Origin of the sequence: Streptomyces sp. NPDC019443 (assembly GCF_044389785.1) — a bacterium.
GTDB lineage: Bacteria > Actinomycetota > Actinomycetes > Streptomycetales > Streptomycetaceae > Streptomyces.
The window spans coordinates 641,059-666,898 of record NZ_JBIRYJ010000001.1; the positions used below are offsets into that span (position 1 = coordinate 641,059).

General features: G+C 70.0%; 19 protein-coding genes and 1 pseudogene. All 20 read left to right on the forward strand.

The window, feature by feature from the left end:
* Positions 1-77 precede the first annotated feature (77 nt).
* Entirely contained in the window at positions 78-212 is a 135-nt protein-coding gene (locus ACH492_RS02940) for a hypothetical protein (protein WP_398982099.1), read from the forward strand.
* Between the two features lie 120 nt (positions 213-332).
* Entirely contained in the window at positions 333-2,918 is a 2,586-nt protein-coding gene (locus ACH492_RS02945; protein ID WP_398982101.1) for a molybdopterin-dependent oxidoreductase, read from the forward strand.
* Entirely contained in the window at positions 2,915-3,889 is a 975-nt protein-coding gene (locus tag ACH492_RS02950) for an FAD binding domain-containing protein (protein ID WP_398982103.1), read from the forward strand. Before ACH492_RS02945 ends, ACH492_RS02950 begins: the two co-directional genes overlap by 4 nt.
* 39 nt (positions 3,890-3,928) lie before the next feature.
* Positions 3,929-5,158 carry an XdhC family protein gene (locus ACH492_RS02955; RefSeq protein ID WP_398982105.1) on the forward strand — a complete coding sequence of 410 codons (1,230 nt, stop codon included), beginning with the start codon at positions 3,929-3,931 and terminating at the stop codon, positions 5,156-5,158.
* Positions 5,159-5,440: 282 nt separating this feature from the next.
* A complete protein-coding gene (locus tag ACH492_RS02960; protein ID WP_398982107.1) occupies positions 5,441-6,622 on the forward strand; it encodes an ROK family protein in 1,182 nt (393 codons plus the stop codon).
* A gap of 118 nt (positions 6,623-6,740) precedes the next feature.
* Complete coding sequence (locus ACH492_RS02965) at positions 6,741-8,264, forward strand: sugar ABC transporter ATP-binding protein (protein ID WP_398982109.1); 1,524 nt, start codon at positions 6,741-6,743, stop codon at positions 8,262-8,264.
* Positions 8,261-9,295 carry an ABC transporter permease gene (locus ACH492_RS02970; protein WP_398982111.1) on the forward strand — a complete coding sequence of 345 codons (1,035 nt, stop codon included), beginning with the start codon at positions 8,261-8,263 and terminating at the stop codon, positions 9,293-9,295. The genes ACH492_RS02965 and ACH492_RS02970 overlap by 4 nt, the downstream gene beginning before the upstream one ends.
* 73 nt (positions 9,296-9,368) lie before the next feature.
* Positions 9,369-10,415, forward strand: coding sequence for a substrate-binding domain-containing protein (locus ACH492_RS02975; protein ID WP_398982113.1), 1,047 nt, complete (start codon positions 9,369-9,371; stop codon positions 10,413-10,415).
* A 46-nt stretch (positions 10,416-10,461) separates the two neighbouring features.
* Positions 10,462-11,712, forward strand: a complete 1,251-nt coding sequence (locus ACH492_RS02980; protein WP_398982115.1) for a Gfo/Idh/MocA family protein — start codon at positions 10,462-10,464, stop codon at positions 11,710-11,712.
* 9 nt (positions 11,713-11,721) lie between these two features.
* Positions 11,722-12,726, forward strand: a complete 1,005-nt coding sequence (locus ACH492_RS02985; RefSeq protein ID WP_398982117.1) for a sugar phosphate isomerase/epimerase family protein — start codon at positions 11,722-11,724, stop codon at positions 12,724-12,726.
* Between the two features lie 340 nt (positions 12,727-13,066).
* Positions 13,067-16,756, forward strand: coding sequence for a ThuA domain-containing protein (locus ACH492_RS02990; protein WP_398982119.1), 3,690 nt, complete (start codon positions 13,067-13,069; stop codon positions 16,754-16,756).
* 70 nt (positions 16,757-16,826) lie between these two features.
* Positions 16,827-17,963: an inositol-3-phosphate synthase gene (locus ACH492_RS02995; RefSeq protein WP_398982121.1), complete on the forward strand. Its 1,137-nt coding sequence runs from the start codon at positions 16,827-16,829 to the stop codon at positions 17,961-17,963.
* 326 nt (positions 17,964-18,289) lie between these two features.
* Positions 18,290-19,258, forward strand: coding sequence for an SCO3242 family prenyltransferase (locus ACH492_RS03000; protein ID WP_398983269.1), 969 nt, complete (start codon positions 18,290-18,292; stop codon positions 19,256-19,258).
* The gene (locus ACH492_RS03005; RefSeq protein WP_398982123.1) at positions 19,255-20,127 is read left to right on the forward strand and encodes a sugar phosphate isomerase/epimerase family protein; all 873 of its coding nucleotides are present in this window, start codon (positions 19,255-19,257) and stop codon (positions 20,125-20,127) included. Before ACH492_RS03000 ends, ACH492_RS03005 begins: the two co-directional genes overlap by 4 nt.
* Entirely contained in the window at positions 20,121-20,747 is a 627-nt protein-coding gene (locus tag ACH492_RS03010) for an EboA domain-containing protein (protein WP_398982125.1), read from the forward strand. The genes ACH492_RS03005 and ACH492_RS03010 overlap by 7 nt, the downstream gene beginning before the upstream one ends.
* A complete protein-coding gene (locus ACH492_RS03015) occupies positions 20,747-21,595 on the forward strand; it encodes a TatD family hydrolase (protein WP_398982127.1) in 849 nt (282 codons plus the stop codon). Before ACH492_RS03010 ends, ACH492_RS03015 begins: the two co-directional genes overlap by 1 nt.
* 12 nt (positions 21,596-21,607) lie before the next feature.
* Positions 21,608-22,795, forward strand: coding sequence for a metabolite traffic protein EboE (gene eboE / locus ACH492_RS03020; RefSeq protein WP_398982129.1), 1,188 nt, complete (start codon positions 21,608-21,610; stop codon positions 22,793-22,795).
* Positions 22,792-24,192 (forward strand): nucleotide pyrophosphatase/phosphodiesterase family protein, encoded by a 1,401-nt coding sequence (locus ACH492_RS03025; RefSeq protein WP_398982131.1) that lies wholly within the window; start codon positions 22,792-22,794, stop codon positions 24,190-24,192. The genes eboE and ACH492_RS03025 overlap by 4 nt, the downstream gene beginning before the upstream one ends.
* Before the next feature lie 33 nt (positions 24,193-24,225).
* On the forward strand, positions 24,226-25,266 hold the full coding sequence (locus ACH492_RS03030; protein ID WP_398982133.1) for a sugar phosphate isomerase/epimerase family protein: 1,041 nt from the start codon (positions 24,226-24,228) through the stop codon (positions 25,264-25,266).
* 65 nt (positions 25,267-25,331) lie between these two features.
* Positions 25,332-25,702: pseudogene (locus ACH492_RS03035) on the forward strand (succinate--CoA ligase subunit alpha); the annotation flags it as partial.
* Positions 25,703-25,840 lie beyond the last annotated feature (138 nt).

Genomic DNA, 25,840 nt, shown 5'->3' on the forward strand with positions numbered 1-25,840 from the left:
GAACAGGTTCCGGTAGGCCTCGGTGTGGGGCACTCGCGACGTTCCCGCTGCCGACTTGTCATACTGACACTCTATGCATGAAACGTCAGATTGTGCAACGGGTCGCTCACCTTGTGCGCGGCGTGCCGGAAACCCTCTGCGGCAGCAAACTGACACTCAAGAGCAAGTGGCAGTCGAAGCTGATGCGAGTGCCGCGCCGGAACGGGAAATGAGCAGTTTTTACTCATCTCGTTGCGCTCCCGAGCCACCAGGGTTGTCTCGACTGCAGCAAGCGGGCTGCACGGCAGCGACAAGCGGCAGGTAACCGGCCCCTCTTCCAAGGATTTTCACAAATGGATGTAACGGTCAATGGATCTGCGCGTCAGGTCGGGAGTGAACCAGACGCCACCGTGGTCCAGCTCTTGCGCGAGACGTTGGGCCTCACGGGGACCAAACTGGTCTGCGGGGCGGGTGTGTGCGGGGCGTGCACGGTGCACATCGACGGTGTCCCGAAGGTCGCCTGTCTGACCCCGGCGGCAGTCCTGGAGGGCAAGGCCGTCACCACCGTGGAGGGTCTGCAGGGCAAGCACCCGGTGCAACGTGCTTTCGCGGCCCATGACGCGCTGCAGTGCGGCTACTGCACGCCCGGGTTCGTCATGGAAGCCTCGAGTTTCGTGGACCGGTGGCGGGCCGAGCACTCAGACACCGCCCCGTCGCGGGCCGAGATCGCCGCTGCTCTGGCGGGACACCTGTGTCGCTGCGGTGCGTACGAGGGGATCTACGCGGCTGTCGCTGCGGCGTGCACCGGCGCACACGACACGGACGACGCTCCGCCGCCCCGCGTGGAAGCGATGCAGAAGATCACCGGCCAGGCCCTCTACACGACGGACGTCCAGCCGGACGGCCTCCTCGACGGGGTCATCATCCGTTCCCGGCACGCGCATGCCCGAGTCACATCCGTGACCGGTGGCGACAAGTTGGTCGACCTGCTGCCCGCGGACCGTACGGTCCGATACGTCGGCCAGCCGATAGCCGCCGTCGCGGCCGGGACTCCGGCCGCAGCCGAGGCTGCCGCCGAGCGGGTCCAAGTGAACTACGAGGTTCTGCCGGCTGCCGTCGATCTGGGCCGGGCCGAGCTCCCGGACAGTCCGGTGGTCTATCCCACCAAGGAGGAGCGGAAGCAGGCCCCCGCCTCTGCCGAGGGGCTTGTGATGCCCGCCAAGTGGAACGGGAACGTACGAGGCCCTGTTCGGATGAACTGGCGTGGCCCTCTCGCTCTGAAGCGGATCGAGCAGGCCCGCGCGCACGGCGAGGACCGGCGTCTGGTCGAGGCCACGTTCACGGCCGAACCGCAGGTGCACACACCGCTGGAGCCGCACGCGTGCCTGGCGTCGTGGGACGAAGCCGGCGACCTTCATCTCTGGGTATCCACCCAGGCTGTTGCCGAGGTTGCCGAGCGTGCCGCCGAGCGATTCGGTCTGCGGCCCGAGCAGGTGCATGCCTCCGCGGTGCACGTCGGCGGCGGATTCGGTTCAAAACTCAACTTGACCAGCGACATCGTCGCCGCGGCGGAACTGGCCAGGCTGCACGCCGCCCCGGTGCGGGTCCTTCTGAGCCGGGCCGAGGAACTCACTGACGGCGGCCACCGCCCCGGTACCCGGGCCCACATAGCCATGCTCACCGACGAAGACGGAAATCTGGCCGCGCTGACCCTCGATGTGCACGGAGACGGTGGCGTGTCCGTCGGGTCGGGCGTCGCCTCGCTGGCACGGTTCATCTACGGGAACGCTCCGCGGCGGCTACGGGACTTCGACATCGTCACCAATCGGCCTCCCGCGGCCCCGTTCCGCGGACCCGGCGGACCGCCCCTTGCATGGGTGCTGGAGCAAGCCGTCGACGAAACGGCCCACCGCCGGGGCGAAGACCCCATCGCGCTGCGCCGCCGCTGGGACGGCAACTCCAAGCGGCGAGCCCTGTACGACGTGGCAGCGGCTCTGCCGCTGTGGACCGGGCGGCCCGCCGTCGGCTCCCAGACCGGCCGCTTCCGGCGCGGTGTGGGAGTCGCCGCCGCCAACTGGATGTACTTCCTCGACCCGGGTACGCAGGTCGAGCTCACCGTCGAAGAGGGCATCGTGGTAGCCCGCACGGCCACCCAGGACATGGGCCAGGGCGCCCGGTCCGTCATCGCCGACGTGATCGCCGCCGAACTGGGCCTGCCTCCGGATCGGGTGCGCGTCGACATCGGCCGTACGGGAACCGTCCACGGACCCACCTCGGGCGGCAGCCGGACCACCCCCTCGATCGCGCCCGCCGCCCTCGACGCCGCCGCTCGCCTGCGCTCCGCGCTGGCCGCCAAGACTCCGGCGCAGGGCACCGGCGGCACCGTGGAACAGCTTCTCGCCGACGCCGAAGGCCTTCGGGTTGTCGGCAAACGCCGACGGGACCGCCGTGGCTACGCCACTCCCGTACGAGTCGGCGGCGTGATCATCGGCAGGGGCTTCACCGGCGCCGTTCATGTCACAGAGGTCGAGGTCGACACCCGCCTCGGCCAGACACGCGTCACGCGCGTCTGGGGCGGGATCGCCGCCGGACGCCTCTACTCGCCGGCTCTGGCCCTCAGTCAGTGCCATGGCGGTGTCGTCCAGGGCATCGGATACGCCCTGTACGAGGAGCGCATCACCGACCCGGCAACCGGTGTGGTGCTGAGCGACAACCTGGAGGACTACCGCATCCCCGGGATCGGCGACATTCCCGAGATCGACATCCACTTCCATGAGGAGGGTTTCGATCACGTCGACGGTGGCGGCGTCGGCCTGGGAGAGGTCTGCACGATGCCGGTGGCCGCGTCCGTCGGCAACGCCGTCCACGCCGCCACCGGCTGGCGCCCCCGTCACCTGCCGATCCGACCGGACCGCCTTCTGGAAGGACTGCGCCCGTGAACCAGCCCCTCACTCTCGACGAGGCCGCGGCCGTCGTTCTCGACAACGGTGCGGAACTGCGGGCCGGCGGCACCGACACCACCGCCCGCCGACGCGGCGGAGTCACTCGCAGCGCCTCCGTCCAGATTCCACTGCTTCCCGCCTTGCACGGCACCACCCGCCAAGCCGACGGGACCACGCGAATAGGAGCGTTGACCGGTATCGCGGAGCTGTCCGCCGACCCCGGGCTGCAGGCGGACTACCCCGCCCTGACCCACACGGCGGGTGCCCTGGCGACGCCGCAGATCCGTACCGCCGGCACGCTCGGCGGCAACCTTCTCCAGCACAACCGCTGCTGGTACTACCGCAATCCCCACTTCAGCTGCTACCGCGACGGAGGCGATGGCTGTCCCGCACGCACCGGGATCCACCTGCACGCCGCGGTGATCGACCAAGGGCCCTGTATCGCTCCAAACCCTTCATCGATCGCGATCGCCCTGCTCAGCTATGACGCCCGGATCGACGTACATGAACTCGGGATCTTGAGCGTCGCCGACCTGTACGGCGACGGATCCGACCCCACCCGGGACCATCTGCTCGCCCCGCAGCAGATCCTCACCGCCGTCACCCTGCCGGCTCCGCTCCCCGGCGAACGGGCCGCCTACAACCGGGCCATCAGCCGCGCCAAGGCGGAATGGCCGCTGGTCGAAGCGGTGGCCCGCGTGACCGTCTCCGACGACATCGTCACCTCGGTCGCGGTCGCTGCCGGCGGCATCGCCCACACCCCCCTGCGGCTGCCGGAAGTCGAGGAGGGCCTGCTCGGGCGTGAGCCGACCCCCGAGAACCTGTTCACCGCCGCGACCGCGGCCACTGAACGCTGCTCGCCCCTGCCGCAGACCCGCTACAAGGTGGAGCTGCTCCGCGACACCGTGCTCGACGTGCTGGAAAAGGCGATCGGGGCCGAGCCCCCGATCGGGGCCAAAAGCACCTGACAACCACTCAGAACTGGTCCCGAGAGCCGGAGTTCGTCGATGCATGACATTGCCCAGCAGTTGCACGCCTGGCGAGCCGCAGGCCGCGGCTTCGCCGTGGCCACCGTGGTGGCGGTCTCGGGCAGCGCGCCTCGCCCGCCCGGTGCCGCGCTGGCGGTGAGCACGGACGGCCAGACCGTGGGCAGTGTCTCCGGAGGATGCGTGGAGGCGGCCGTGTACGAGCTGTGTCTCGAAGCGCTCCGCACCGGACAGCCGGTGCTGCAGCGCTTCGGATACAGCGAAGAGGACGCCTTCGCGGCCGCCTTGACCTGCGGCGGGATCATCGACATCTTCGTCCAGCCGGTGCCGCCGGCCCCGGAGCCGGCCTTCGACGCCGCACTGGACTCCATCACCGGGGACGAGCCCGTAGCTCTGCTGCGGGTCATCGAGGGCCCGGCCCTCCTGCTGGGGGCCGCAGTCGTGGTTCAGCCCGGCCGCCACGTCGGGAGCCTCCCCGACGGCCTCGACCGGGCCGTGCAGCGCAGCGCTCTCGAACACGCCGCAGTGACGCAGGCCCGCGCCTTCCTCGGAGCAGGAAAGACAGCGACATTCGAGCTCGCGCCGGACGGCCGGTCCTGCGACCCGCACACGCAACAGACCGTCACTTTCTTCGTCGAGTCCCACGTGCCCGCACCCCGGATGCTGATCTTCGGCGCCATCGACTTCGCCGGCGCCGTCGCACGCCTGGGAAGTTTCCTGGGCTACCGGGTGACGATCTGCGACGCCCGGGAGGTCTTCGCCACCGAGGCGCGCTTCCCGCACGCCGACGAGGTCGTGGTCAGCTGGCCGCATCTCTACCTCGACCGCGAGGCCGCCGCGGGCACGCTGGACGGCCGCACCGTGGTTTGCGTTCTCACCCACGACCCCAAGTTCGACATCCCGCTGCTGGAGCGGGCCCTGCGGATGCCGCTCGGTTACGTCGGAGCCATGGGTTCCCGACGCACCCACCACGACCGCCTCGACCGGCTTCGCGAGGCCGGCCTCACCGAATCCGAGATCGGCAGACTTCACTCGCCCATCGGCCTGGACCTCGGTGCCCGCACGCCTGAGGAAACCGCCGTCGCCATCGCGGCGGAGATCGTCGCGCGCAACCGCGGCGGAGGCTGCCTGCCGCTCACCGGTGGCGTCGGCCCCATCCACCGAGTACGGCATGTCCCCACAGCCGCCGAAGCCGTCCATGCCGACGCCGCCGGGAACGGTCCGGAGGCGGTGTACACAGCGGCCCGCTGATGCCGGAACCTGGGCGAACGCGGCCGCGTTGGCCTCCGCCCACTGCCGGAACGTACGCGGTTCCCTGCCCGTCCACCTCCCGCACTGTCGGCAGCACCCGCGACTCGTCGAGCGTGCCGTAGGAGTAGAAGCTGAAGAAGGCGTCGACCTTTGTCCCGGGTGTGGAGAAAGTTGTGCTGGAACACTGCGCAAGTTCTTCCCACTCGGGGAAAGCGCTGCTACGTTCCCCTCGAAAGCCCGACGGAGACGGCCTGGAATGGCGGGGAGAGGCACGTGAGACGCATGACCGCTCGACCCGCGAACGCGCACCAGGCGCGACTGCTCAGGCTGTTGCGCGACGGTGGGCCCAACTCCCGTGCCCAGCTCGGCGATCAGGTGGACCTGTCCCGTTCCAAGCTCGCCGTGGAGGTCGACCGGCTCCTTGAGACCGGGCTCGTGGTTGCGGACGGCCTTGCCGCCTCCCGCGGCGGGCGGCGCTCCCACAACATCCGCCTCGCCCCCGCGCTGCGCTTCCTGGGCGTCGACATCGGCGCCACCTCGATCGACGTGGCCGTCACCAACGCCGAGCTGGAAGTTCTCGGCCACCTCAACCACCCCATGGACGTACGCGAGGGTCCGGTCGCCGTCTTCGAGCAGGTGCTGTCGATGGCGGCCAAGCTCAGGGCCTCCGGACTCGCCGAAGGCTTCGACGGCGCCGGGATCGGCGTCCCCGGCCCGGTCCGCTACCCCGAAGGCGTCCCGGTCGCGCCGCCGATCATGCCCGGCTGGGACGGCTTCCCGGTGCGTGAGGCGCTCAGCCAGGACCTGGGCTGCCCGGTCATGGTCGACAACGATGTGAACCTGATGGCGATGGGGGAGCAGCACGCGGGCGTCGCACGCTCCGTCGGCGACTTCCTCTGCATCAAGATCGGTACGGGCATCGGCTGCGGCATCGTCGTCGGTGGTGAGGTCTACCGCGGTACGACGGGCAGCGCCGGCGACATCGGCCATATCCAGGTCGAACCGGACGGCCGCGCCTGCGCCTGCGGCAACAAGGGCTGCCTGGAAGCCCACTTCAGCGGTGCCGCGCTGGCCCGCGACGCCGAGGACGCGGCCCGCACCGGCCGGTCGGACGAGCTCGCCGCCCGGCTCGAGAGCGCGGGACGGCTCACCGCCGCCGACGTGGCGGCCGCCGCTGCCGCCGGCGACGCCACCTCGCTCGACCTCATCCGCGAGGGCGGCAACCGCGTCGGACAGGTCATCGCCGGACTGGTCAGCTTCTTCAACCCCGGTCTTGTGGTGATCGGCGGCGGGGTGACCGGCCTCGGCCACACGCTGCTGGCGAGCGTACGCACTCAGGTCTACCGCCAGTCGCTGCCGCTCGCGACCGGCAATCTCCCCATCGTGCTGGGCGAGTTGGGTCCGACCGCCGGAGTGATCGGCGCGGCCAGACTCATCAGCGACCACCTGTTCTCGCCGGCCTGACACACCGGGCCGGACGATCGCACCACGCCAGGCGCGCCGCAAGGCGTGAGCACCACCCGCAACAGCACAGCACAGCGCCCTGCCCGCTCACCGGCCGCACCCGCCGAGGGGATTCGTCATGGCACCAGAACCACCCCTGCTCACGATGTCCGGCATCACCAAGTCCTTCCCGGGCGTCCGCGCCCTCGACGGTGTGGACCTCGAGGTCCAGGCCGGTGAGGTCCACTGCCTCCTCGGCCAGAACGGCGCCGGCAAATCCACCCTGATCAAGGTGCTCGCCGGAGCCCATCAACCCGACACCGGAGAGATCACCTGGCGCGGCGACGCGGTAGCCCTCAAATCGCCCATCGCCGCCATGCGCCTCGGCATCGCCACCATCTACCAGGAACTCGACCTGGTCGAAGGGCTGTCCGTCGCCGAGAACGTCTTCCTCGGGCACGAGCCGACCTCGGCCGGTTTCGTTGTACGCGGCAAAGAAGCCCGGTCGACAACTGCCGTGATACTCAAGCGACTTGGGCACCCGGAGATCGACCCGTCCCGCCACGTCGGCGACCTCTCAGCCGCCCAGCAGCAGATCGTCTCCATGGCCCGAGCGCTCTCGCACGAGGTACGCCTCATCGTGATGGACGAACCCTCCGCCGCCCTCGACCCCGACGAGGTCGACAACCTCTTCCGTATCGTCGGCAATCTGACCGCCGAGGGCGTCGCCGTCGTCTACATCTCCCACCGGCTCGAAGAGATCCGCCGCATCGGCGACCGGGTCACCGTGCTCAAGGACGGCCGGGCGGTCGCCGTCGGCCTGCCCGCACGCGACACCCCCACCCGCGACATCGTTGCCATGATGACCGGACGGAATGTCGAGTACGTCTTCCCCGATCGTCCCGACCCGGCCCGCGCGGCGGACCAGCAACCGGTGCTGCGGGTCGAAGGGCTCACCAGAGACGGGGAGTTCGCGCCCGTCGACCTGGAACTGCGACCCGGCGAGATCGTCGGGCTCGCCGGACTCGTCGGCTCCGGACGCTCCGAGATCCTGGAGACGATCTACGGCGCCCGCAAGCCCAGCGCCGGACGCGTCCTCGTCGACGGCAGCCCGCTGCGCCCCGGCAGCGTCCGCTCGGCCGTCCGCGCCGGAGTCGGACTCGCCCCCGAGGAGCGCAAGGCGCAGGGCCTGCTGATGCTGGAGTCCGTCACCCGCAATGTCTCCGTCTCCTCCCTTTCCCGCTTCTCCCGCGGCGGCTGGCTCGACCACAGCCAGGAGCGCACCGCCGCACAGCGGGCGACCAGGGAACTCTCGCTGCGCCCCGACAACCCCGACGCCCGCATCCGCACCCTCTCCGGCGGCAACCAGCAAAAGGCCGTGCTCGCCCGCTGGCTGCTGCGCGGCTGCCGGGTGCTGCTCCTCGACGAGCCCACCCGCGGCGTCGACGTCGGTGCCCGCGCCGAGCTGTACGCCGTGATCCGCCGGCTGGCCGACGAAGGCCTCGCCGTACTTCTCGTATCCAGCGAAGTGCCCGAAGTCCTGGGCCTCGCCGACCGTGTGCTGGTGCTCCGCGAGGGCAGCGTCGTGCACACGGCCGACGCCCGGGAGCTCGACGAGCACCGCGTACTCGACCTTGTTCTGGAAGGGAGCCCGACGGCATGACGCAGCCAGCCTCTCCGGCGCGGCAGGACGCGCCGATACCCACCGCCAAGTCCGCACCGGCAGGCGGAGGTTGGCGTCGCCCGCTCGGACTGCGCGCCGATGTCCGCAATCTCTCGCTCCTCGGCGTCCTCGCCGTACTGATCGCGGTCGGCGGCATCACCAAGCCCGACGAATTCCTCGCCATCAGCAATCTTCAACTCGTCCTCACCCAGGCCTCCATCATCGGTGTCGTCACCGTCGGCATGACCTTCGTGATCACCAGCGCCGGCATCGACCTGTCGGTCGGCGCGATCGTGGCGCTGGCCTCGGTATGGGCGACGACGGTGGCCACACAGGAGTACGGCTTCGCGGGCATCCTCTTCACCGCGGTGATCGTCGGACTGGGCTGCGGTCTGGTGAACGGACTGCTCATCGCGTACGGCGGGATGGTGCCGTTCATCGCGACCCTGGCCATGCTGGCATCCGCCCGCGGACTCGCCCTGCAGATCACGGACGGCAAGACCCAGATGGTCACCGTGAACTCCGTACTGGACCTGGGCATCAACGACGCGTACATCCTCGGCATCCCGCCACTGGTCCTGGTCTTCGCGGCGGTCACGGTCATCGGCTGGCTGCTGCTGAACCGTACGACCTTCGGGCGGCGGACCGTCGCGGTCGGCGGCAACGCGGAAGCCGCCCGCCTCGCCGGCATCGACGTACGCCGCCAGCGGCTCTATCTGTATCTGCTCTCCGGACTGTGCTGCGGAATCGCCGCCTTCATGCTGATCGTGCTGGCCGGCTCGGGACAGAACACCAACGGCAATCTCTACGAACTCGACGCCATCGCCGCGGCGATCATCGGCGGCACCCTGCTCAGCGGCGGCCGGGGCACCATCGTCGGCTCGGTGCTCGGCGTCCTCGTCTTCACCACCATCACCAACATCTTCGCTCTCAACAACCTGGAGAGCGCCGTCCAGCAGATCGCCAAGGGCGCGATCATCGTCGCCGCCGTCCTGGTCCAGCACCGAACACTGCGCGGCGGCGAGGCCTGACCCCCGCCCCACCCCCGCTCCACCCCTCCACTTCTCCATCTTTCGAACCGCCCAGCTGAAGGGTTGATCCGTCATGCCAGAAATCCCGGCCACGAGCCGCAGAGGCCTGCTCTTCGGCACCGCCGCCGTCTCGGCGGGCGCGCTGCTGACCGCCTGCACCAGCAACGAGCCCAAGAAGTCGGAGGCGGCCACCAACAATGCCCCGGCCGCCGACGACAAGCCCGGCCAGGCCGTCACCATCGGCTTCGCCGGACCCCAGGCCGACCACGGCTGGCTCAACGCCATCAACGAGAACGCCAAGTCGCGTGCCAAGAAGTACTCCGAGGTGACGCTGGAGATCACCGAGGGCTCGAACGACACCGCCGCCCAGATCGGCCAGGTCCAGACGCTGATCAACAAGAAGGTCGACGTGCTCGTCATTCTGCCCGCCGACGGAAAGGCGCTGACCCAGGTCGGCCTGCAGGCCATGAAGGCGGGCATCCCCGTCATCAACCTGGACCGGATCTTCGCCTCCCCGCAGGCGTACCGCTGCTGGATCGGCGGCGACAACTACGGCATGGGCCTCAACGCCGGCAACTACATCGGCGAGCAGCTCAAGGACAAGCCGAACGCCAAGGTCATCGAACTGGCCGGGCTCGACAATCTGGAGCTCACCAAGCAGCGCACTCAGGGCTTCGACGACGCCCTGAAGAACTACCCCAACATAAAGAAAGTGGCCCGCCAGGCTGCCGACTTCACCGTCGAGTCCGGCCAGGCGAAGATGGCTCAACTCCTCCAGGCACAGAGCCAGTTCGACGCAGTGTGGAACCACGACGACGACCAGGGAGTGGGCGCGCTGCGCGCCATCGCACAGGCCGGCCGCAAGGACTTCCTGATGGTCGGCGGTGCCGGAGCCAAGTCCGCGATGGACGCCATCAAGGCAGACAACAGTGTTCTGAAGGCCACCGTCCTCTACCCGCCGACCATGGCTGCCTCCGCCATCGATCTCGCCCGCGCGCTCGGGCAGGGCAAGGGCGTCAGCGGGATGTCCGAGCTGGAGATCCCCGCCTCGATCACCCTCTACTCGGCCGTCGTGACCAAGGAGAACGTCGACGAGTACCTGCCCACCGGCTTCAGCTGACGGGCGCGCCCGCCCCCACCGAGCAGACCGACGAGGAGGAACCCGTATGGAACAGAGGGACAGTGAGGCCGCTGTGCCGACACTAGGCGTCGGCATGGTCGGATACGCGTTCATGGGCGCCGCCCACTCACAGGGGTGGCGCACCGTCGGACGCGTCTTCGATCTGCCGCTGCGGCCGGTCCTCGCCGCGATCGGCGGCCGTGACGAGACAGCCGTGCGGGCCGCGGCCGACAGACACGGCTGGGCTTCGGCGGAGACCGACTGGCGCGACCTCGTGACCCGGGACGATGTGCAGCTCGTCGACATCTGCACACCGGGTGACAGCCATGCGGAGATCGCGATCACGGCACTGGAGGCGGGCAAGCACGTCCTGTGCGAGAAGCCGCTGGCCAACTCCGTCGCCGAGGCCGAGGCGATGGTCACGGCGGCAGAACGTGCCAGGGAACGCGGTCAGCTGGCGATGGTGGGCTTCAACTACCGGCGGGTGCCCGCGATCGCTTACGCGCGCCGGCTGATCGCCGATGGCAGGCTCGGCATCCTGCGACATGTGCGCTTCACCTATCTCCAGGACTGGCTGGTCGACCCGCAGTTCCCGCTCACCTGGCGGCTCAAGCGCGAGCACGCGGGCTCGGGCGCGCTGGGCGATCTGGGTGCGCACATCGTGGACCTGGCGCAGTATCTGGCGGGGGAGCCGCTGACCGGGGTCTCGGCGCTCTCGGAGACCTTTGTACGGGAGCGTCCGCTGCTCGCCGGCGCTTCGGCCGGTCTCTCCGCCTCGGGCGGCGCCGAGCGGGGGCCGGTCACCGTCGACGACGCGGCCGTGTTCACCGGGCGGCTCGCGTCGGGTGCGCTCGCCTCCTTCGAGGCCACTCGGATGGCGTCCGGCCGCAAGAACGCGCTGCGGCTCGAAATCAATGGCGAGCTGGGGTCGTTGGCCTTCGACCTGGAGCGGCTCAACGAGCTGTCCTTCCACGACCACACCGAGCCCGCCGCCTCGTCCGGCTTCCGGCGGATCCTCATCACCGAGTCGGAGCATCCGTATCTGGAGGCGTGGTGGCCGCCCGGCCACGCGCTCGGCTACGAGCACACCTTCGCCCATCAGGCGCGCGATCTGGTCGTGGCGATCGCCACGGGTACCGACCCCGCCCCGTCGTTCGCGGACGGGCTGCAGGTGCAGCGAGTGCTCGCCGCGGTGGAGGAAAGCGCGAAGAAGAGCGCCGTCTACACACCCGTACCGACATCCGTACCAGCATCCGCACAGACGTCCGTACAGGCATCCGTACAGGCACAGGTCTAGGAGGTCCGAATGCCACGTCCGTTCACGCTCTTCACCGGCCAGTGGGCCGATCTGCCGCTGGAGGAGGTCTGCCGGCTCGCCCGCGACTTCGGTTACGACGGCCTCGAACTCGCCTGCTGGGGCGACCACTTCGAGGTCGACAAGGCGCTCGCCGACCCCTCGTACCTCGACGGGCGGCACGCGCTGCTCGAGAAGTACGGCCTCACGTGCTGGGCGATCTCCAACCATCTGGTCGGCCAGGCGGTCTGCGACAGCATCATCGACGAACGCCACGAGGCGATCCTGCCCGCCCGCATCTGGGGCGACGGCGAGGCCGAAGGCGTACGGCAGCGGGCAGCCGCCGAAATCAAGGACACCGCGCGGGCTGCGGACGCCTTCGGGGTGCGTACCGTCATCGGCTTCACCGGATCGTCGATCTGGCATCTGCTGGCGATGTTCCCGCCGGTGCCCGAGCGGATGATCGAGCGCGGGTACGAGGACTTCGCCGAGCGCTGGAACCCGATCCTCGACGTCTTCGACGCGGAGGGTGTGCGGTTCGCACACGAAGTGCATCCCAGCGAGATCGCGTACGACTACTGGACCACCAAGCGCGCGCTGGAGGCGGTCGGCAACCGGCCGGCCTTCGGGCTCAACTTCGACCCGAGCCACTTCGTCTGGCAGGACCTGGACCCGGTCGGATTCCTGTACGACTTCCGGGACCGGATCTACCACGTGGACTGCAAGGAGGCGCGCAAGCGCCTCGACGGCCGCAACGGCAGGCTCGGTTCGCATCTGCCGTGGGGAGACCCCCGGCGCGGCTGGGACTTCGTCTCGGCCGGACACGGTGACGTGCCGTGGGAGGACGTCTTCCGGATGCTGCGCTCGATCGGCTACGACGGCCCGATCTCGGTGGAGTGGGAGGACGCGGGTATGGACCGCCTGGCGGGCGCCCCACAAGCGCTTGCCGATCTGAAGCGATTCGATTTCGACCCGCCCACGGCATCCTTCGACGCGGCCTTCGGAGGTGGCGACTAGGGCATCGGTCCAGCTCCGAGCCCGGTGGTGGATCCGCCGCCGGGCAGGTCCGGCCTGCCCGGTGACGGCTTTGTCCTGCGGTAGGGAAAAGTTGAAGTTCCCTGCTGCACAAGGGCTTTCCGTCCCGGACGAACCCCGATACGGTCCATGAGGTGTACAGGACATAGGTGGTCCCCGGTGTGACGGCGCACTCCGGTTCCCACGGCGATCAGCCCGGTGCGCGGTGCAGGACGAGCACCGCCCAGAGAGCGGAACGAACGCGCTCCACCCCCAGCCCGACCGGCGATTGAGGGCAGAACACCGCCCCGCCCGTTCGACCGGCCCATCCCGGAGGACATTCGTGCACAGGAAAAGGCTCAGAGCCCGCAAGGCACTCGCACTCCTCACCAGCAGTCTTCTCGCCGCGACCTCGCTCGCCCTCACCGCGCCGCAGTTCGCGGCCGCCGCCGACCCCGGGCCGGCCGCGGAAGCCGAGGAGTTCCAGCAGGTCACCCTCGCCAAGGGTGGTGAGGAGACCGGCGAACCGATGTCTCTGGCCGTACTGCCCGACCGCAGCGTGCTGCACACCTCACGCAACGGCGAGCTGCGGATGACCGACAGCGCGGGCAACACCCGTGTGGTGGGCACCATCCCCGTCTACTCGCATGACGAGGAAGGCCTCCAAGGCATCGGCCTCGACCCCAAGTTCGGCGAGAACCGCTTCATCTACCTGTACTACGCGCCCCCGCTGAGCACCCCCGCGGGCGATGCCCCGAACGACGGCACCGCCGAGGACTTCGCGAAGTTCGACGGCGTCAACCGGCTGTCGCGCTTCGTGCTCAAGGCCGACGGCACCCTCGACAACGCCAGTGAGAAGAAGATCATCGACATCCCGGCGACCCGCGGCATCTGCTGCCATGTCGGCGGCGACATCGACTTCGACGCGCAGGGCAACCTCTATCTGTCGACCGGCGACGACTCCAACCCCTTCGCCTCCGACGGATACACCCCTATCGACGACCGGCCGGGCCGCAACCCCGCGTACGACGCCCGCCCCACCTCGGGCAACACCAACGACCTGCGCGGCAAGATCCTGCGGATCAAGGTCAACGACGACGCGAGCTACTCCGTCCCCGACGGCAACCTCTTCGCGCCCGGGACCGCCAAGACCCGGCCCGAGATCTACGCCATGGGCTTCCGCAACCCCTTCCGGTTCAGCGTCGACAAGAAGACCGGAATCGTCTACGTCGGTGACTACGGCCCCGACGCGGGCACGGCCGACCTCAAGCGCGGCCCGGGCGGCCAGGTCGAGTTCGCCAGGGTCACCAAGCCCGGCAACTTCGGCTGGCCCTTCTGCACCGGAAACAACAACGCCTACGTCGACTACGACTTCGCGACCAAGACGTCCGGAACCACTTTCGACTGCGCGGCCCCCAGGAACGAATCGCCGTACAACACCGGCCTGGTCGACCTGCCGCCGGCGCAGCCGGCCTGGATCCCCTACGACGGCGGCTCCGTGCCCGAGTTCGGCACCGGCTCAGAGTCCCCGATGGGCGGACCCGTATACCGCTTTGACGCGGCCTCTCCGTCCCGGGTGAAGTTCCCGGAGGCGTACGACGGAGACTTCTTCGCCGGTGAGTTCGGCCGTCGCTGGATCAAGCGGATCGAGCAGGGCGCCGACGGCGCGGTCCAGTCCATCAACCCCGTGCCGTGGACCGGCACCCAGATCATGGACATGGCCTTCGGACCCGACGGCGCGCTGTACGTACTCGACTACGGCACCGCCTGGTTCGGCGGCGACGAGAACTCCGGCCTCTACCGCATCGAGAATGCCACCGGCGGACGCTCCCCGGTCGCCGAGGCAGCCGCAAACAAGACCTCCGGCAAGGCCCCGCTGCGGGTCGCGTTCTCCTCGGCAGGCACCACCGACGGTGACGGAGACGCCTTGACCTACGCCTGGGACTTCGGCGACGGCGGCAGGTCCACCGAGGCCAACCCCACGTACACGTACAAGAAGAACGGCACCTACACCGCGACCGTCACCGCCAAGGACCCCAGCGGCCGCACCGGCTCCGCCGGCGTCCACGTCGTCGTCGGCAACACCGCCCCCGAGGTGACCCTCGAACTCCCGGCAGAGGGAGCGCTGTTCAGCTTCGGCGACGAGATCCCCTTCAAGGTGAAGGTCACCGACCCGGAGGACGGGACGATCGACTGCGCCAAGGTGAAGGTGACGTACATCCTCGGCCATGACAGCCACGGCCACCCGGTCACCTCGGCCAACGGCTGCACCGGCACCATCAAGACCTCGGCCGACGGCGGCCACGACCCGAACGCCAATATCTTCGGAGTCTTCGACGCCGAGTACACCGACGGCGGGGGCGGCGGCCAGGCCGCGCTCACCAGCCACGACCAGGCCCAGCTCCAGCCGCGCCACCGGCAGGCCGAGCACTACAACAACTCCTCGGGCGTCACGCTCCAGAACAAGGGCAGTGCCCACGGAGGCAAGACGGTCGGCGACATCCACAACAACGACTGGATCTCCTTCAAGCCCTACAACCTGACCGGGTCCACCAAGCTCACCGCCCGTATCTCCTCCGGAGGCGTCGGCGGCTTCCTCGAGGTGCGCACCGGATCCGCGGACGGCCAGATCCTCGGTTCCGCACCGGTGCCAGTCACCGGCAGCTGGGACAACTTCCAGGACATCGACGTACCGCTGCGGGCGGTGCCGAAGCGGACCACCGAACTGTTCCTGGTCTTCAAGGGCGGCGACGGAGCGCTCTACGACGTGGACGACTTCGAGCTCTCCAACAGCGCACCCGACCGGACCGCCAAGCGCGTCCTGGTCTTCTCCAAGACCGCCGGCTTCCGCCACGACTCCATCCCGGCCGGCGTCGCGGCACTCAAGGAACTCGGCAAGGACGGCAACATCACGGTCGACGCGACCGAGGAGGCGGGCCAGTTCACCACCAGCAACCTGGCCCGGTACGACGCGGTCGTCTTCCTGTCCACCACCGGTGACGTGCTGGGCGCCGAGCAGCAGAAGGCATTCGAGAACTACGTCGCCACCGGCGGCGGCTACATGGGCGTGCACGCCGCGGCCGACACCGAGTACGACTGGAAGTTCTACGGCGGGCTCGTCGGCGCGTACTTCGCCTCCCACCCGCAGATCCAGCCCGCCACCGTGCGGGTCGAGGATCACACCCACCCGTCGACCACGCACCTGGAAGACGCCTGGGAGCGCACCGACGAGTGGTACAACTACCGCACCAACCCGCGTGGCAAGGCCCGGGTGCTGGCGACCCTGGACGAAACCACCTATCAGGGCGGCACGATGAAGGGCGACCATCCGATCGCCTGGTGCCAGACGTACGAGGGCGGCCGCGCCTTCTACACCGGCGGTGGCCACACCAAGGAGTCGTACGCCGAGCAGGCCTTCCGCCGGCATCTGCTGGGCGGCCTGCGCTACGCAACGGGCCAGGTCAAGGCCGACTGCAAGCCGCAGACCGGGTATCGGCCGATCTTCAACGGCACGACGCTGGAAGGCTGGAAGCAGGCCGGGCCCGGAAAGTTCAACGTCGTCGACGGCGAACTGCGCACCGAGGGCGGCATGGGCATGCTCTGGTACCAGGCCAAAGAACTGAAGTCGTACTCGCTGAAGCTCGACTGGAAGCTGGCGGGCGACGACAACTCCGGTGTCTTCGTGGGCTTCCCGGCCTCCGACGACCCCTGGTCGGCGGTGAACAACGGCTATGAGGTGCAGATCGACGCGACGGATGCAGCCGACCGCACCACCGGCGCCGTCTACGGCTTCAAGTCGGCCGACATCGAGGCACGCGACCGCGTCCTGCGGCCGCCGGGCCAGTGGAACAGCTACGAAATCCGGGTGCAGGGTGAAGGGCTCCAGGTCTTCCTCAACGGCGTGAAGATCAACGACTTCACCAACACCGACCCGGTACGCAGCCTGGAGGACGGCTACATCGGCATCCAGAACCACGGTGCCGACGACCAGGTGTCCTTCCGGAACATCCAACTCAGGGAGCTGCCCTCCTAGGCGCGCCCGTCAGACGACGGCGGGCGGGGTGGCGCCGTACCCCCCGCCCGCCGTCCTCCACCACACCGAAATGGCAGGGAGGCAGTCCGTGACGAATGGGAATGTACGCACCGGAGTCTGGTTCGTCGGAGGCCGCGGCTCCGTGGCCACCACGGCTGTCGCGGGGTGCGCGGCGGTCACCGCCGGGCTGCATCCGCCGACCGGCATGGTCACCGAGACGGCGCCGTTTGCCGAATCCGGACTCCCTGCCCTGTCGTCGCTGGTCTTCGGCGGTCACGACACCGGGCACTGTCCGCTGCCCAAGCGGGCCGAGGAACTCACCGCGGCTGGGGTGCTTCCGCACGGTCTGGCGGCGGCGGTGCGTGGCGAACTGACCGCCGCGGACAGTGAGATACGTCCCGGTGGGCCGCAGTCCGGCGACACGCGGACCGACGAAGAGCTGATCGCCGCCTTCGCCGCGGACCTGGTCGACTTCCGGGCGCGGAGGGTTCTTGCCCGGGTGGTCGTCGTCAATGTCTCCTCCACCGAGCCGCAGCCCGCGCCGGACGCCGTTCGGCTGCCGCCCAGCTCCCTGTACGCGGCCGCGGCACTGCGGGTCGGCTGCCCCTTCGTCAACTTCACCCCCTCCACCGGGCTGCGCACCGCGGCCCTCAAGGACGCCGTCGCGGCAAGTGGACTTCCCCACGCGGGCCGCGACGGCAAAACAGGCCAGACGCTGCTCCGTTCCGTACTCGCCCCGATGTTCGTGCAACGTGCCCTGTCCGTACGGGCATGGTCGGGCACCAACCTGCTGGGGGGCGGGGACGGAGCGGCGCTGGCCGACCCGGCCGCGGCGGCCGCGAAGAACGCCGGCAAGGAACGCGTCCTCGCCGACACGCTGGGCCACACCCCGGAGGGCGAGGTCCACATCGACGAGGTACCGGCGCTGGGCGACTGGAAGACCGCGTGGGACCACATCGCGTTCGAGGGCTTCCTCGGTTCGCGGATGATCCTGCAGACCATCTGGCAGGGCTGCGACTCGGCGCTCGCGGCGCCGCTGGTCCTGGACCTGGCGCGACTGGTGTCCCGGGCCCACGAGGCGGGCCTGTCGGGACCGCTGCCCGAACTCGGCTTCTACTTCAAGGACCCGGACGGCGGCCCGGCGGGGCTCTCGGAACAGTTCGAGCAACTGCTGTCGTTCGCCGACCGGCTGCGGGAGACCAAGTGACCCTACGGGCTCGGGCGGAACTGCTGCGCGCACCTTTTTCGATGTGCCTTTCGCGCGGCTCGGCGCTGGGGCGCCTTCCCGGCTTCGAGTCACTGCGGCGGACTCCGTCCGTCGGCGGGGACGGGGGCGGGGTGCTCCGGGCCTGGACGGAACTGCTGCGCGCACCTTTTTCGATGTGCCTCTCGCGCGGCTCGGCGCTGGGGCGCCTTCCCGGCTTCGAGTCACTGCGACGGACTCCGTCCGTCGGCGGAGACGGGGGCGGGGTGCTCCAGGCCTGGACGGAACTGCTGCGCGTCTCTGCCCTGTTCACCGTCCCGGGCGACGCCATGGCCGGCGCGGCGACCCTGGGCAACCGCCCCAACCGCGGCACGGCGCTCGCGGTGGGCGCATCCCTGTGCCTGTACGAGGCGGGCATGGCCCTCAACGACTGGGCGGACCGCGGGGAGGACGCGGTGGACCGCCCGCACCGCCCGATCCCCTCGGGCCGCATTACCCCGGCGGCCGCGCTCACGGCGGCCGGCGCGCTGACGGCGGCGGGCCTGGCCCTCGCGTCCCGCGCGGGCCGCCCGGCCCTGGCGGTGGCGACAGCGTTGTCAGCGACGGTCTGGTCGTACGACCTCCACTTCAAACACACGCCCGGTGGCCCAGCGGCGATGGCTACGGCGCGGAGCCTTGACCTGGTCCTGGGAGCGGTGGCAACGGGCACGGCGCTCCGGCGCGGGGGCCTGGGGCGCGGGCCCTTGCAGGAGTCGGCGAGCGGCGCGGGCGCGCGCGGGGCAGTGCTTGTCGCGTTGCCGTCCGCCGCCGTGCTCGCAGCGCATACCTACGCCGTCACCACCGTCTCGCGACACGAGGCGCAGGGCGGCTCGACCATCGCACCGCTCGCCGCCCTCGCAGCGACCCTCGGGCTCGGCGCACTCGCGGCCCGCGAGCGGCGGGTTTCAGGAAGGGACGGCGCAGGGGAGAGCCCCCAACGGTCCCCCGGAGCAGCCGGATCCGCAGCCGCACCCGCACCCGCACCCGCACCCGCAGCCGGATCCGCACCCGGGCTCGCGCTCACCCCCGCCCGTCTCCTCGCCGCCACCTACATCCGTACCGCCGCCACCCCCCTCCTCCACGCCGCCCTCAACCCCTCCCCCCCGCTCACGCAGCGCGCTGTCGGCGGCGGCATCCGGGCCATGATCCCGCTCCAGGCCACCCTCGCCGCCCGCGCGGGCGCCGACGCCACCGCCCTCGCGGTGATGGGACTCGTCCCGCTCGCCCGCAAGCTCGCACGGAAGGTGAGCCCGACATGAGCCCCGCCGCCCCCCTCCGCGTCGGCTACGGCACCAACGGCCTCACCGACCTTCGCCTCACCGATGCCCTCGCCCTCCTCGCCGACCTCGGTTACGACGGTGTCGGACTGACCCTCGACCATATGCACCTCGACCCCCTCGCCCCCGGCCTCCCCGCCCGCACCCGCCAAGTGGCCGAGCGACTCCTCGAGTTGAACCTCGACGTCACCATCGAGACCGGCGCGCGCTACGTCCTCGACCCCCGCCGCAAGCACGGCCCCTCCCTCCTCGATCGGGACCCGGACGGCCGCGCCGCCCGCACCGCCCTGCTGACCACAGCCGTCCAGGTCGCCGCCGACCTCGGCGCCCACGCCGTGCACTGCTTCAGTGGCATCACCCCCGCCGACACCGCCCGGGACACCGCCTGGAAGCGGCTCGAAGAGTCACTCACCCCCGTCCTGGACGCCGCCGACGACGCCCGCGTCCCTGTCGCCATCGAACCCGAGCCCGGCCACCTCCTCGCCACCCTCGCCGACTTCCACCACCTCCGCGCCGTCCTCGGCGATCCCGGACCCCTCGGGCTCACCCTCGACATCGGCCACTGCCAATGCCTGGAACCCGCGCCGCCCGCCGAATGCGTACGCGAGGCCGCACCCTGGCTGCGCCATGTCCAGATCGAGGACATGCGCCGCGGCGTCCATGAACACCTCCCGTTCGGAGACGGGGAGATCCACTTCCCGCCCGTACTCGAAGCCCTCGCCGCCACCGGCTACCAGGGCCTGACCGTCGTGGAACTGCCCCGCCACTCACACGCGGGCCCCGAACTCGCCCGCGTCTCCATCGAGTTCCTCCGCTCGCAGACGCCGCTGAAGGGAGCACCGGCATGGTGACGCCGACCCGCAAGGAACTCGATGCACAGCTCCCCGACGCCGCCCGCGCCTGGCTCGACGAGGCCCTCGCCGATGCCGCGCACGCCGCCGACGCACCCCAGGCCGCCCCGTCGCCGTATGCCGCACCCGCCTGGGAGCTCCGGTTCGCGGCCGCGGGCCGCCACTGCGGCCAGGACCGCGCCGACGCCGTACGAACCCTGCTCCTCGCCGAGGCCCGGGCCGACAGCGCCACCCTCACCCGCCTCTACCACCAGGGCACCGCCGCCGAACGCCGCGCCGTGCTCCTCGCCCTGCACCCCCTCGTCGAGAGCCCCGCAGCCCTGCCCCTCGTCGAGGATGCCCTGCGCACCAACGACACCCGGCTCGTCGCCGCGGCCGTCGGACCGTACGCCGCGGCCCACCTCGATCCGCACTCCTGGCGGCACGCCGTCCTCAAGTGCCTGTTCACCGGTGTGCCCGTAGACGCCGTCGCCGGACTGCGCAGCCGCGCCGCGGGCGACAGTGAGCTGGCCAGGATGCTCGCCGACTACGCCGCCGAGCGCACCGCCGCCGGCCGCGACGTCCCTCCAGATCTCAATCGCGTGCTGACCCTGACCGGCGAGCAGTCCGAGGAGTCCTGATGCGCATCTTCGACCCCCACATCCACATGACCTCCCGCACCACCGACGACTATGAGGCGATGTATGCCGCGGGCGTCCGCGCCGTCGTCGAACCGGCGTTCTGGCTCGGCCAGCCGCGCACCTCGCCCGCCAGCTTCTTCGACTACTTCGACGCGCTGCTCGGCTGGGAGCCCTTCCGCGCCGCGCAGTACGGCATCGCTCACCACTGCACGATCGCCCTCAACCCCAAAGAGGCGAACGACCCCCGCTGCACACCCGTTCTCGCTGCCCTGCCCCGCTATCTCGAAAAGGACTCCGTCGTCGCCGTCGGCGAGATCGGCTACGACTCGATGACCCCCGCCGAGGACACCGCGCTCGCCGCCCAGCTCCAGCTCGCCGCCGAACACGGCCTGCCCGCCCTCGTCCACACCCCGCACCGCGACAAGCTGGCCGGCCTGCACCGCACCGTCGACGCCATCCGCGAATCCGCCCTCCCCACGGAACGCGTCCTGCTCGACCACCTCAATGAGGCGACCGTAAAGCACGCCGCTGACAGCGGCTGCTGGCTCGGCTTCTCCATCTACCCCGACACCAAGATGGACGAGGACCGCATGGTCACGGTCCTGAAGACGTACGGAACCGAGAAGGTACTGGTCAACTCGGCCGCGGACTGGGGAAAGAGCGACCCCCTCAAGACCCGCAAGGTCGCTGACGCGATGCTCGCCGCCGGATTCACCGAGGACGACGTCGACCTGGTCCTGTGGCGCAACCCCGTCGCCTTCTACGGCCTCAGCGGCCGTCTCCAGCTCGCCATCGCCGAACCGGATCCCCTGCACGAGGGCAACTCCATCCTCCGCGGCGGGGAATGAGGAGGCAGACGTATGCGCTTCCGCCACCCCGACGGCACCACCGTCCACCTCTCCTACTGCACCAACGTCCACCCCGCGGAGACACTCGACGGCGTCCTCGCCCAACTGCGCGACCACTGTGAACCGGTACGCAAACGACTCGGCCGCGACCGTCTCGGCATCGGCCTCTGGCTCGCCAAGGACGCCGCCCACGCGCTGATCACCGACCCGGCGGCGCTGCGCGGCCTGCGCGCCGAACTCGACCGCCGCGGGCTGGAGGTCGTCACCCTCAACGGCTTCCCCTATGAGGGGTTCGGCGCCGAAGAGGTCAAATACCGTGTCTACAAGCCGGACTGGACCGACCCCGAACGCCTCGCCCACACCACGGACCTGGCCCGCCTGCTCGCCGCCCTCCTGCCCGACGACGCCACCGAGGGCACCATCTCCACCCTCCCGCTTGCCTGGCGCACCCCCTTCGACAGCGACCCGGACGCGGCCGCCACCGCCCACGCCGCGCTGACCACTCTCGCCGAGCGCCTCGACGCCCTCGAGGAACTCACCGGCAAGTCGATCCGGATCGCACTCGAACCCGAGCCCGGCTGTACCGTCGAGACCACCGCCGACGCGATCGCCCCGCTCACCGACGTCTCCGCGGCAACTGCCGGAAACCGCATCGGCATCTGCATCGACACCTGCCATCTCGCCACCTCCTTCGAAGACCCGCACACCGCCCTCGCCGCCCTCACAGCGGCAGGCGTCACCATCCCCAAAGCACAGCTGTCCGCCGCACTCCACGCCGAAGAACCCCACCTCCCCGAAGTACGCGCCGCGCTCGCCGCCTTCGCCGAGCCTCGTTTCCTGCACCAGACCCGCACGCGTACCGCCGCGGGACTGCGCGGCACCGACGACCTCGGCGAGGCCCTCGCCGGCGACGCGCTGCCCGACGGCGCACCCTGGCGCGCCCACTTCCACGTCCCCCTTCACTCCCCGCCCGCCCCGCCGCTCACCTCCACCCTCCCCGTACTCCAGGACACGCTGACCCAGCTCGTCGGCGGACCCACCCCCCACACCCGCCATCTCGAGGTCGAGACCTACACCTGGCAGGCCCTGCCGCACGAGCTGCGCCCCCGCAACCGCACCCAGCTCGCCGACGGCATCGCCGCCGAACTCACCCTCGCCCGCGACCTGCTGGTGGACCTCGGCCTCAAGGAGCTGCCATGACCGACGCCACACACCCCACACCCACTGCCCTGTTGGTCCTGGACGTCGTAGGCCTCACCCCCCAGCTCCTCGACCACATGCCGCACCTCAAGTCCCTGGCCCGGTCCGGCTCCCAGGCCCCCCTGTCCACCGTGCTGCCCGCCGTGACCTGCGCCGCCCAGTCCACCTTCCTCACCGGCGCGCTGCCCGCCGAGCACGGCATCGTCGCCAACGGCTGGTACTTCCGCGAGCTCGGCGACGTCCTGCTGTGGCGCCAGCACAACGGCCTCGTCTCCGGCGACAAGATCTGGGACGCCGCCCGCCGCGCCCACCCCGGCTACACGGTCGCCAACATCTGCTGGTGGTACGCCATGGGCGCGGACACCGACATCACCGTCACCCCCCGTCCCGTCTACTACGCCGACGGCCGCAAGGAGCCCGACTGCTACACCCGGCCCCCCGCTCTGCACGACGAACTCACCGAGAGATTCGGCACCTTCCCCCTGTTCCACTTCTGGGGCCCGGGCGCGGACATCGTCTCCAGCCAGTGGATCGTCGACGCGACCCGCCACATCATGCGCACCCGCAACCCCGATCTGACCCTGTGCTACCTCCCGCATCTCGACTACGACCTGCAGCGCTACGGCCCCGACGACCCCCGCTCCTACCGGGCGGCCGCCGAGCTCGACGCCGCCATGGCCCCGCTCCTCGACGACGCAAAGCAGGAGGGGCGCACGGTCGTCGCCCTCTCCGAGTACGGCATCACCCGCGTCAGCCGCCCCGTCGACATCAACCGTGCACTGCGTCGCGCCGGCCTCCTGGAGGTGCACACCCAGGACGGCATGGAGTACCTCGACCCGATGGCCTCCCGCGCCTTCGCCGTCGCCGACCACCAGCTCGCCCATGTCTACGTACGCCGACCGGAGGATCTCGAAGCCACCCGCGAAGCGCTGGCCGACCTCCCCGGAGTCGAGCAGCTTCTCGACGACGAGGGCAAGAAGAGCCACGGCCTCGACCACCCACGCTCCGGCGAACTCGTCGCCGTCTCCGAACCCGACGCCTGGTTCACGTACTACTACTGGCTCGACGACGCCCGGGCCCCCGACTTCGCTCAGCTCGTCGAGATCCACCGCAAGCCCGGCTACGACCCCGTCGAGCTCTTCATGGATCCCCTCGATCCGTACGTACGAGTCAAGGCGGCCAAGGCGATCGCTCGCAAGAAGCTCGGCATGCGCTACCGCCTCGCGGTCGTGCCTCTCGACCCCTCACCTATTCGCGGCAGCCATGGCCGCCTCCCCGCTAGCGACGACTGTGAGAACGGGCCGCTCATCCTGTGCTCCACCCCCCGCGCTGTAAGCGGCCGCGTCGCGGCCACCGATGTGAAGTCCCTGCTGCTTCAACTCGCCGGTCTCCACTGAACCAGACGCCACTGACAACGAGGAGTTATCCACATGAGCCGCACGAGCAAGAACAGCGACCCCGAACTCACCGACAGGCTCAGCAGACGCGGCATGCTCGGCGTCACAGCCGGTGCCACCGCCGCCGCGCTCCTGGGCGCGGCCGCTCCCGCCTCCGCCGCCCCCGCGGAGGCCGCCCAGACCAAGGGCCGCGGCCGCCCCGTCCTTCCTCCCGGCCGCCTCGGCATCCAGCTGTACTCGCTGCGCGACAAGGTCTCCACCCTCGGCTTCGCCAAGGTCTTCGCCGAGCTGGAGCGCTACGGATACGACGAGGTCGAGTACGCCGGTTACACCCAGGGCTCCGCGGGCGCAATCACCCTCGCCCAGCTCAGGCAGCTGACCCGCGACCACGGGCTGCGTGCCATCGGCAGTCACGTCGGCTACTACTCCGGCGACCCGAACGCCTACACCTTCGCCCAGAACCTCGACAAGGTCCTCGACGACGCCCAGGCGCTCGGCCTCAAGCACATCGGCACCGCGTCCGGACCCTTCCGCTACGGCTCCACCGTGGACGGCTGGAAGCGGGCCGCCGAGGAGTTCAACACCTACGGAGCAGCCGCCAGGAAGCGCGGCATGAAGTTCTACCAGCACAACCATGCCGAGGAGTTCTCCTTCGCCACCGACAAGCCCGACGTCCGCCTCTATGACGTCCTGCTCGCCGAGACCGACCCCGACCTGGTCTTCCTGGAGATGGACATCTACTGGGCGTACGCCGGCCAGTTCCGCTTCTCCAAGCGCGCCGACGGCACCCCTGCCTCGTTCGACCCGCTGCGCTATGTCCTGGGGCAGCCCCATCGCTACCCGCTCTTCCACGTCAAGGACGGCGAAAAGGACGCGTCCGCCCGCGACGGCTACCGCATGGTCGACGTCGGGGACGGAGACATCGACTACAAGCGCTTCATCTCCGCGGTGAACAAGACCCACGGCGGCTACCGCGACCACCACTGGCAGGCCGAACACGACAACCCCGTCGAGTCGTTCGCGTTCGCCCGCAAGTCCAGTGAGCACCTGCACTCGCTGCGTGAGGGCTGCTAGCGGCCGCCCTGAAACATGGTGGCAGCCCCGGGCCGAACACCCGGGGCTGCCACCATGTCAGGACAGGGTTCTTGTCCGCGGTCGGCATAGGCGGCGACCCGGTCGTCGGCACCACCCGCATCGACTGCATCGCCGCCTTCGAAAAGGACCCGGACACCGAACTCATAGTGCTCATCGGGGAGATCGGAGGTGACGCAGAGGAGCGCGCCGCAGCGTACATCGCCGACCACATCACCAAACCTGTCATCGGATACATCGCAGGCTTCACCGCTCCGGAGGGCAAGGCGATGGGCCAGCCGGCGCCATCGTCTCCGGCTCATCGGGAACCGCGCACGCCAAGAAACAGGCCCTCGAAGCGGCAGGTGTACGCGTCGGAGCGACGCCGACCGAGACATCCGGGCTGGTACTGGCTCGTCTTGCGGAGGCAGACGGCTGACACCGACCATCTATGGGGGCGACCGGCGTGTGCGAGCCGGCCGCCCACCCTTCGGCGGGCATGCTCACGAGGCATGGCCCGCGGTGTACGGCTCGAGACCAAGGGCTCATGGACACTCACTGCCACCAAGCGCTCATG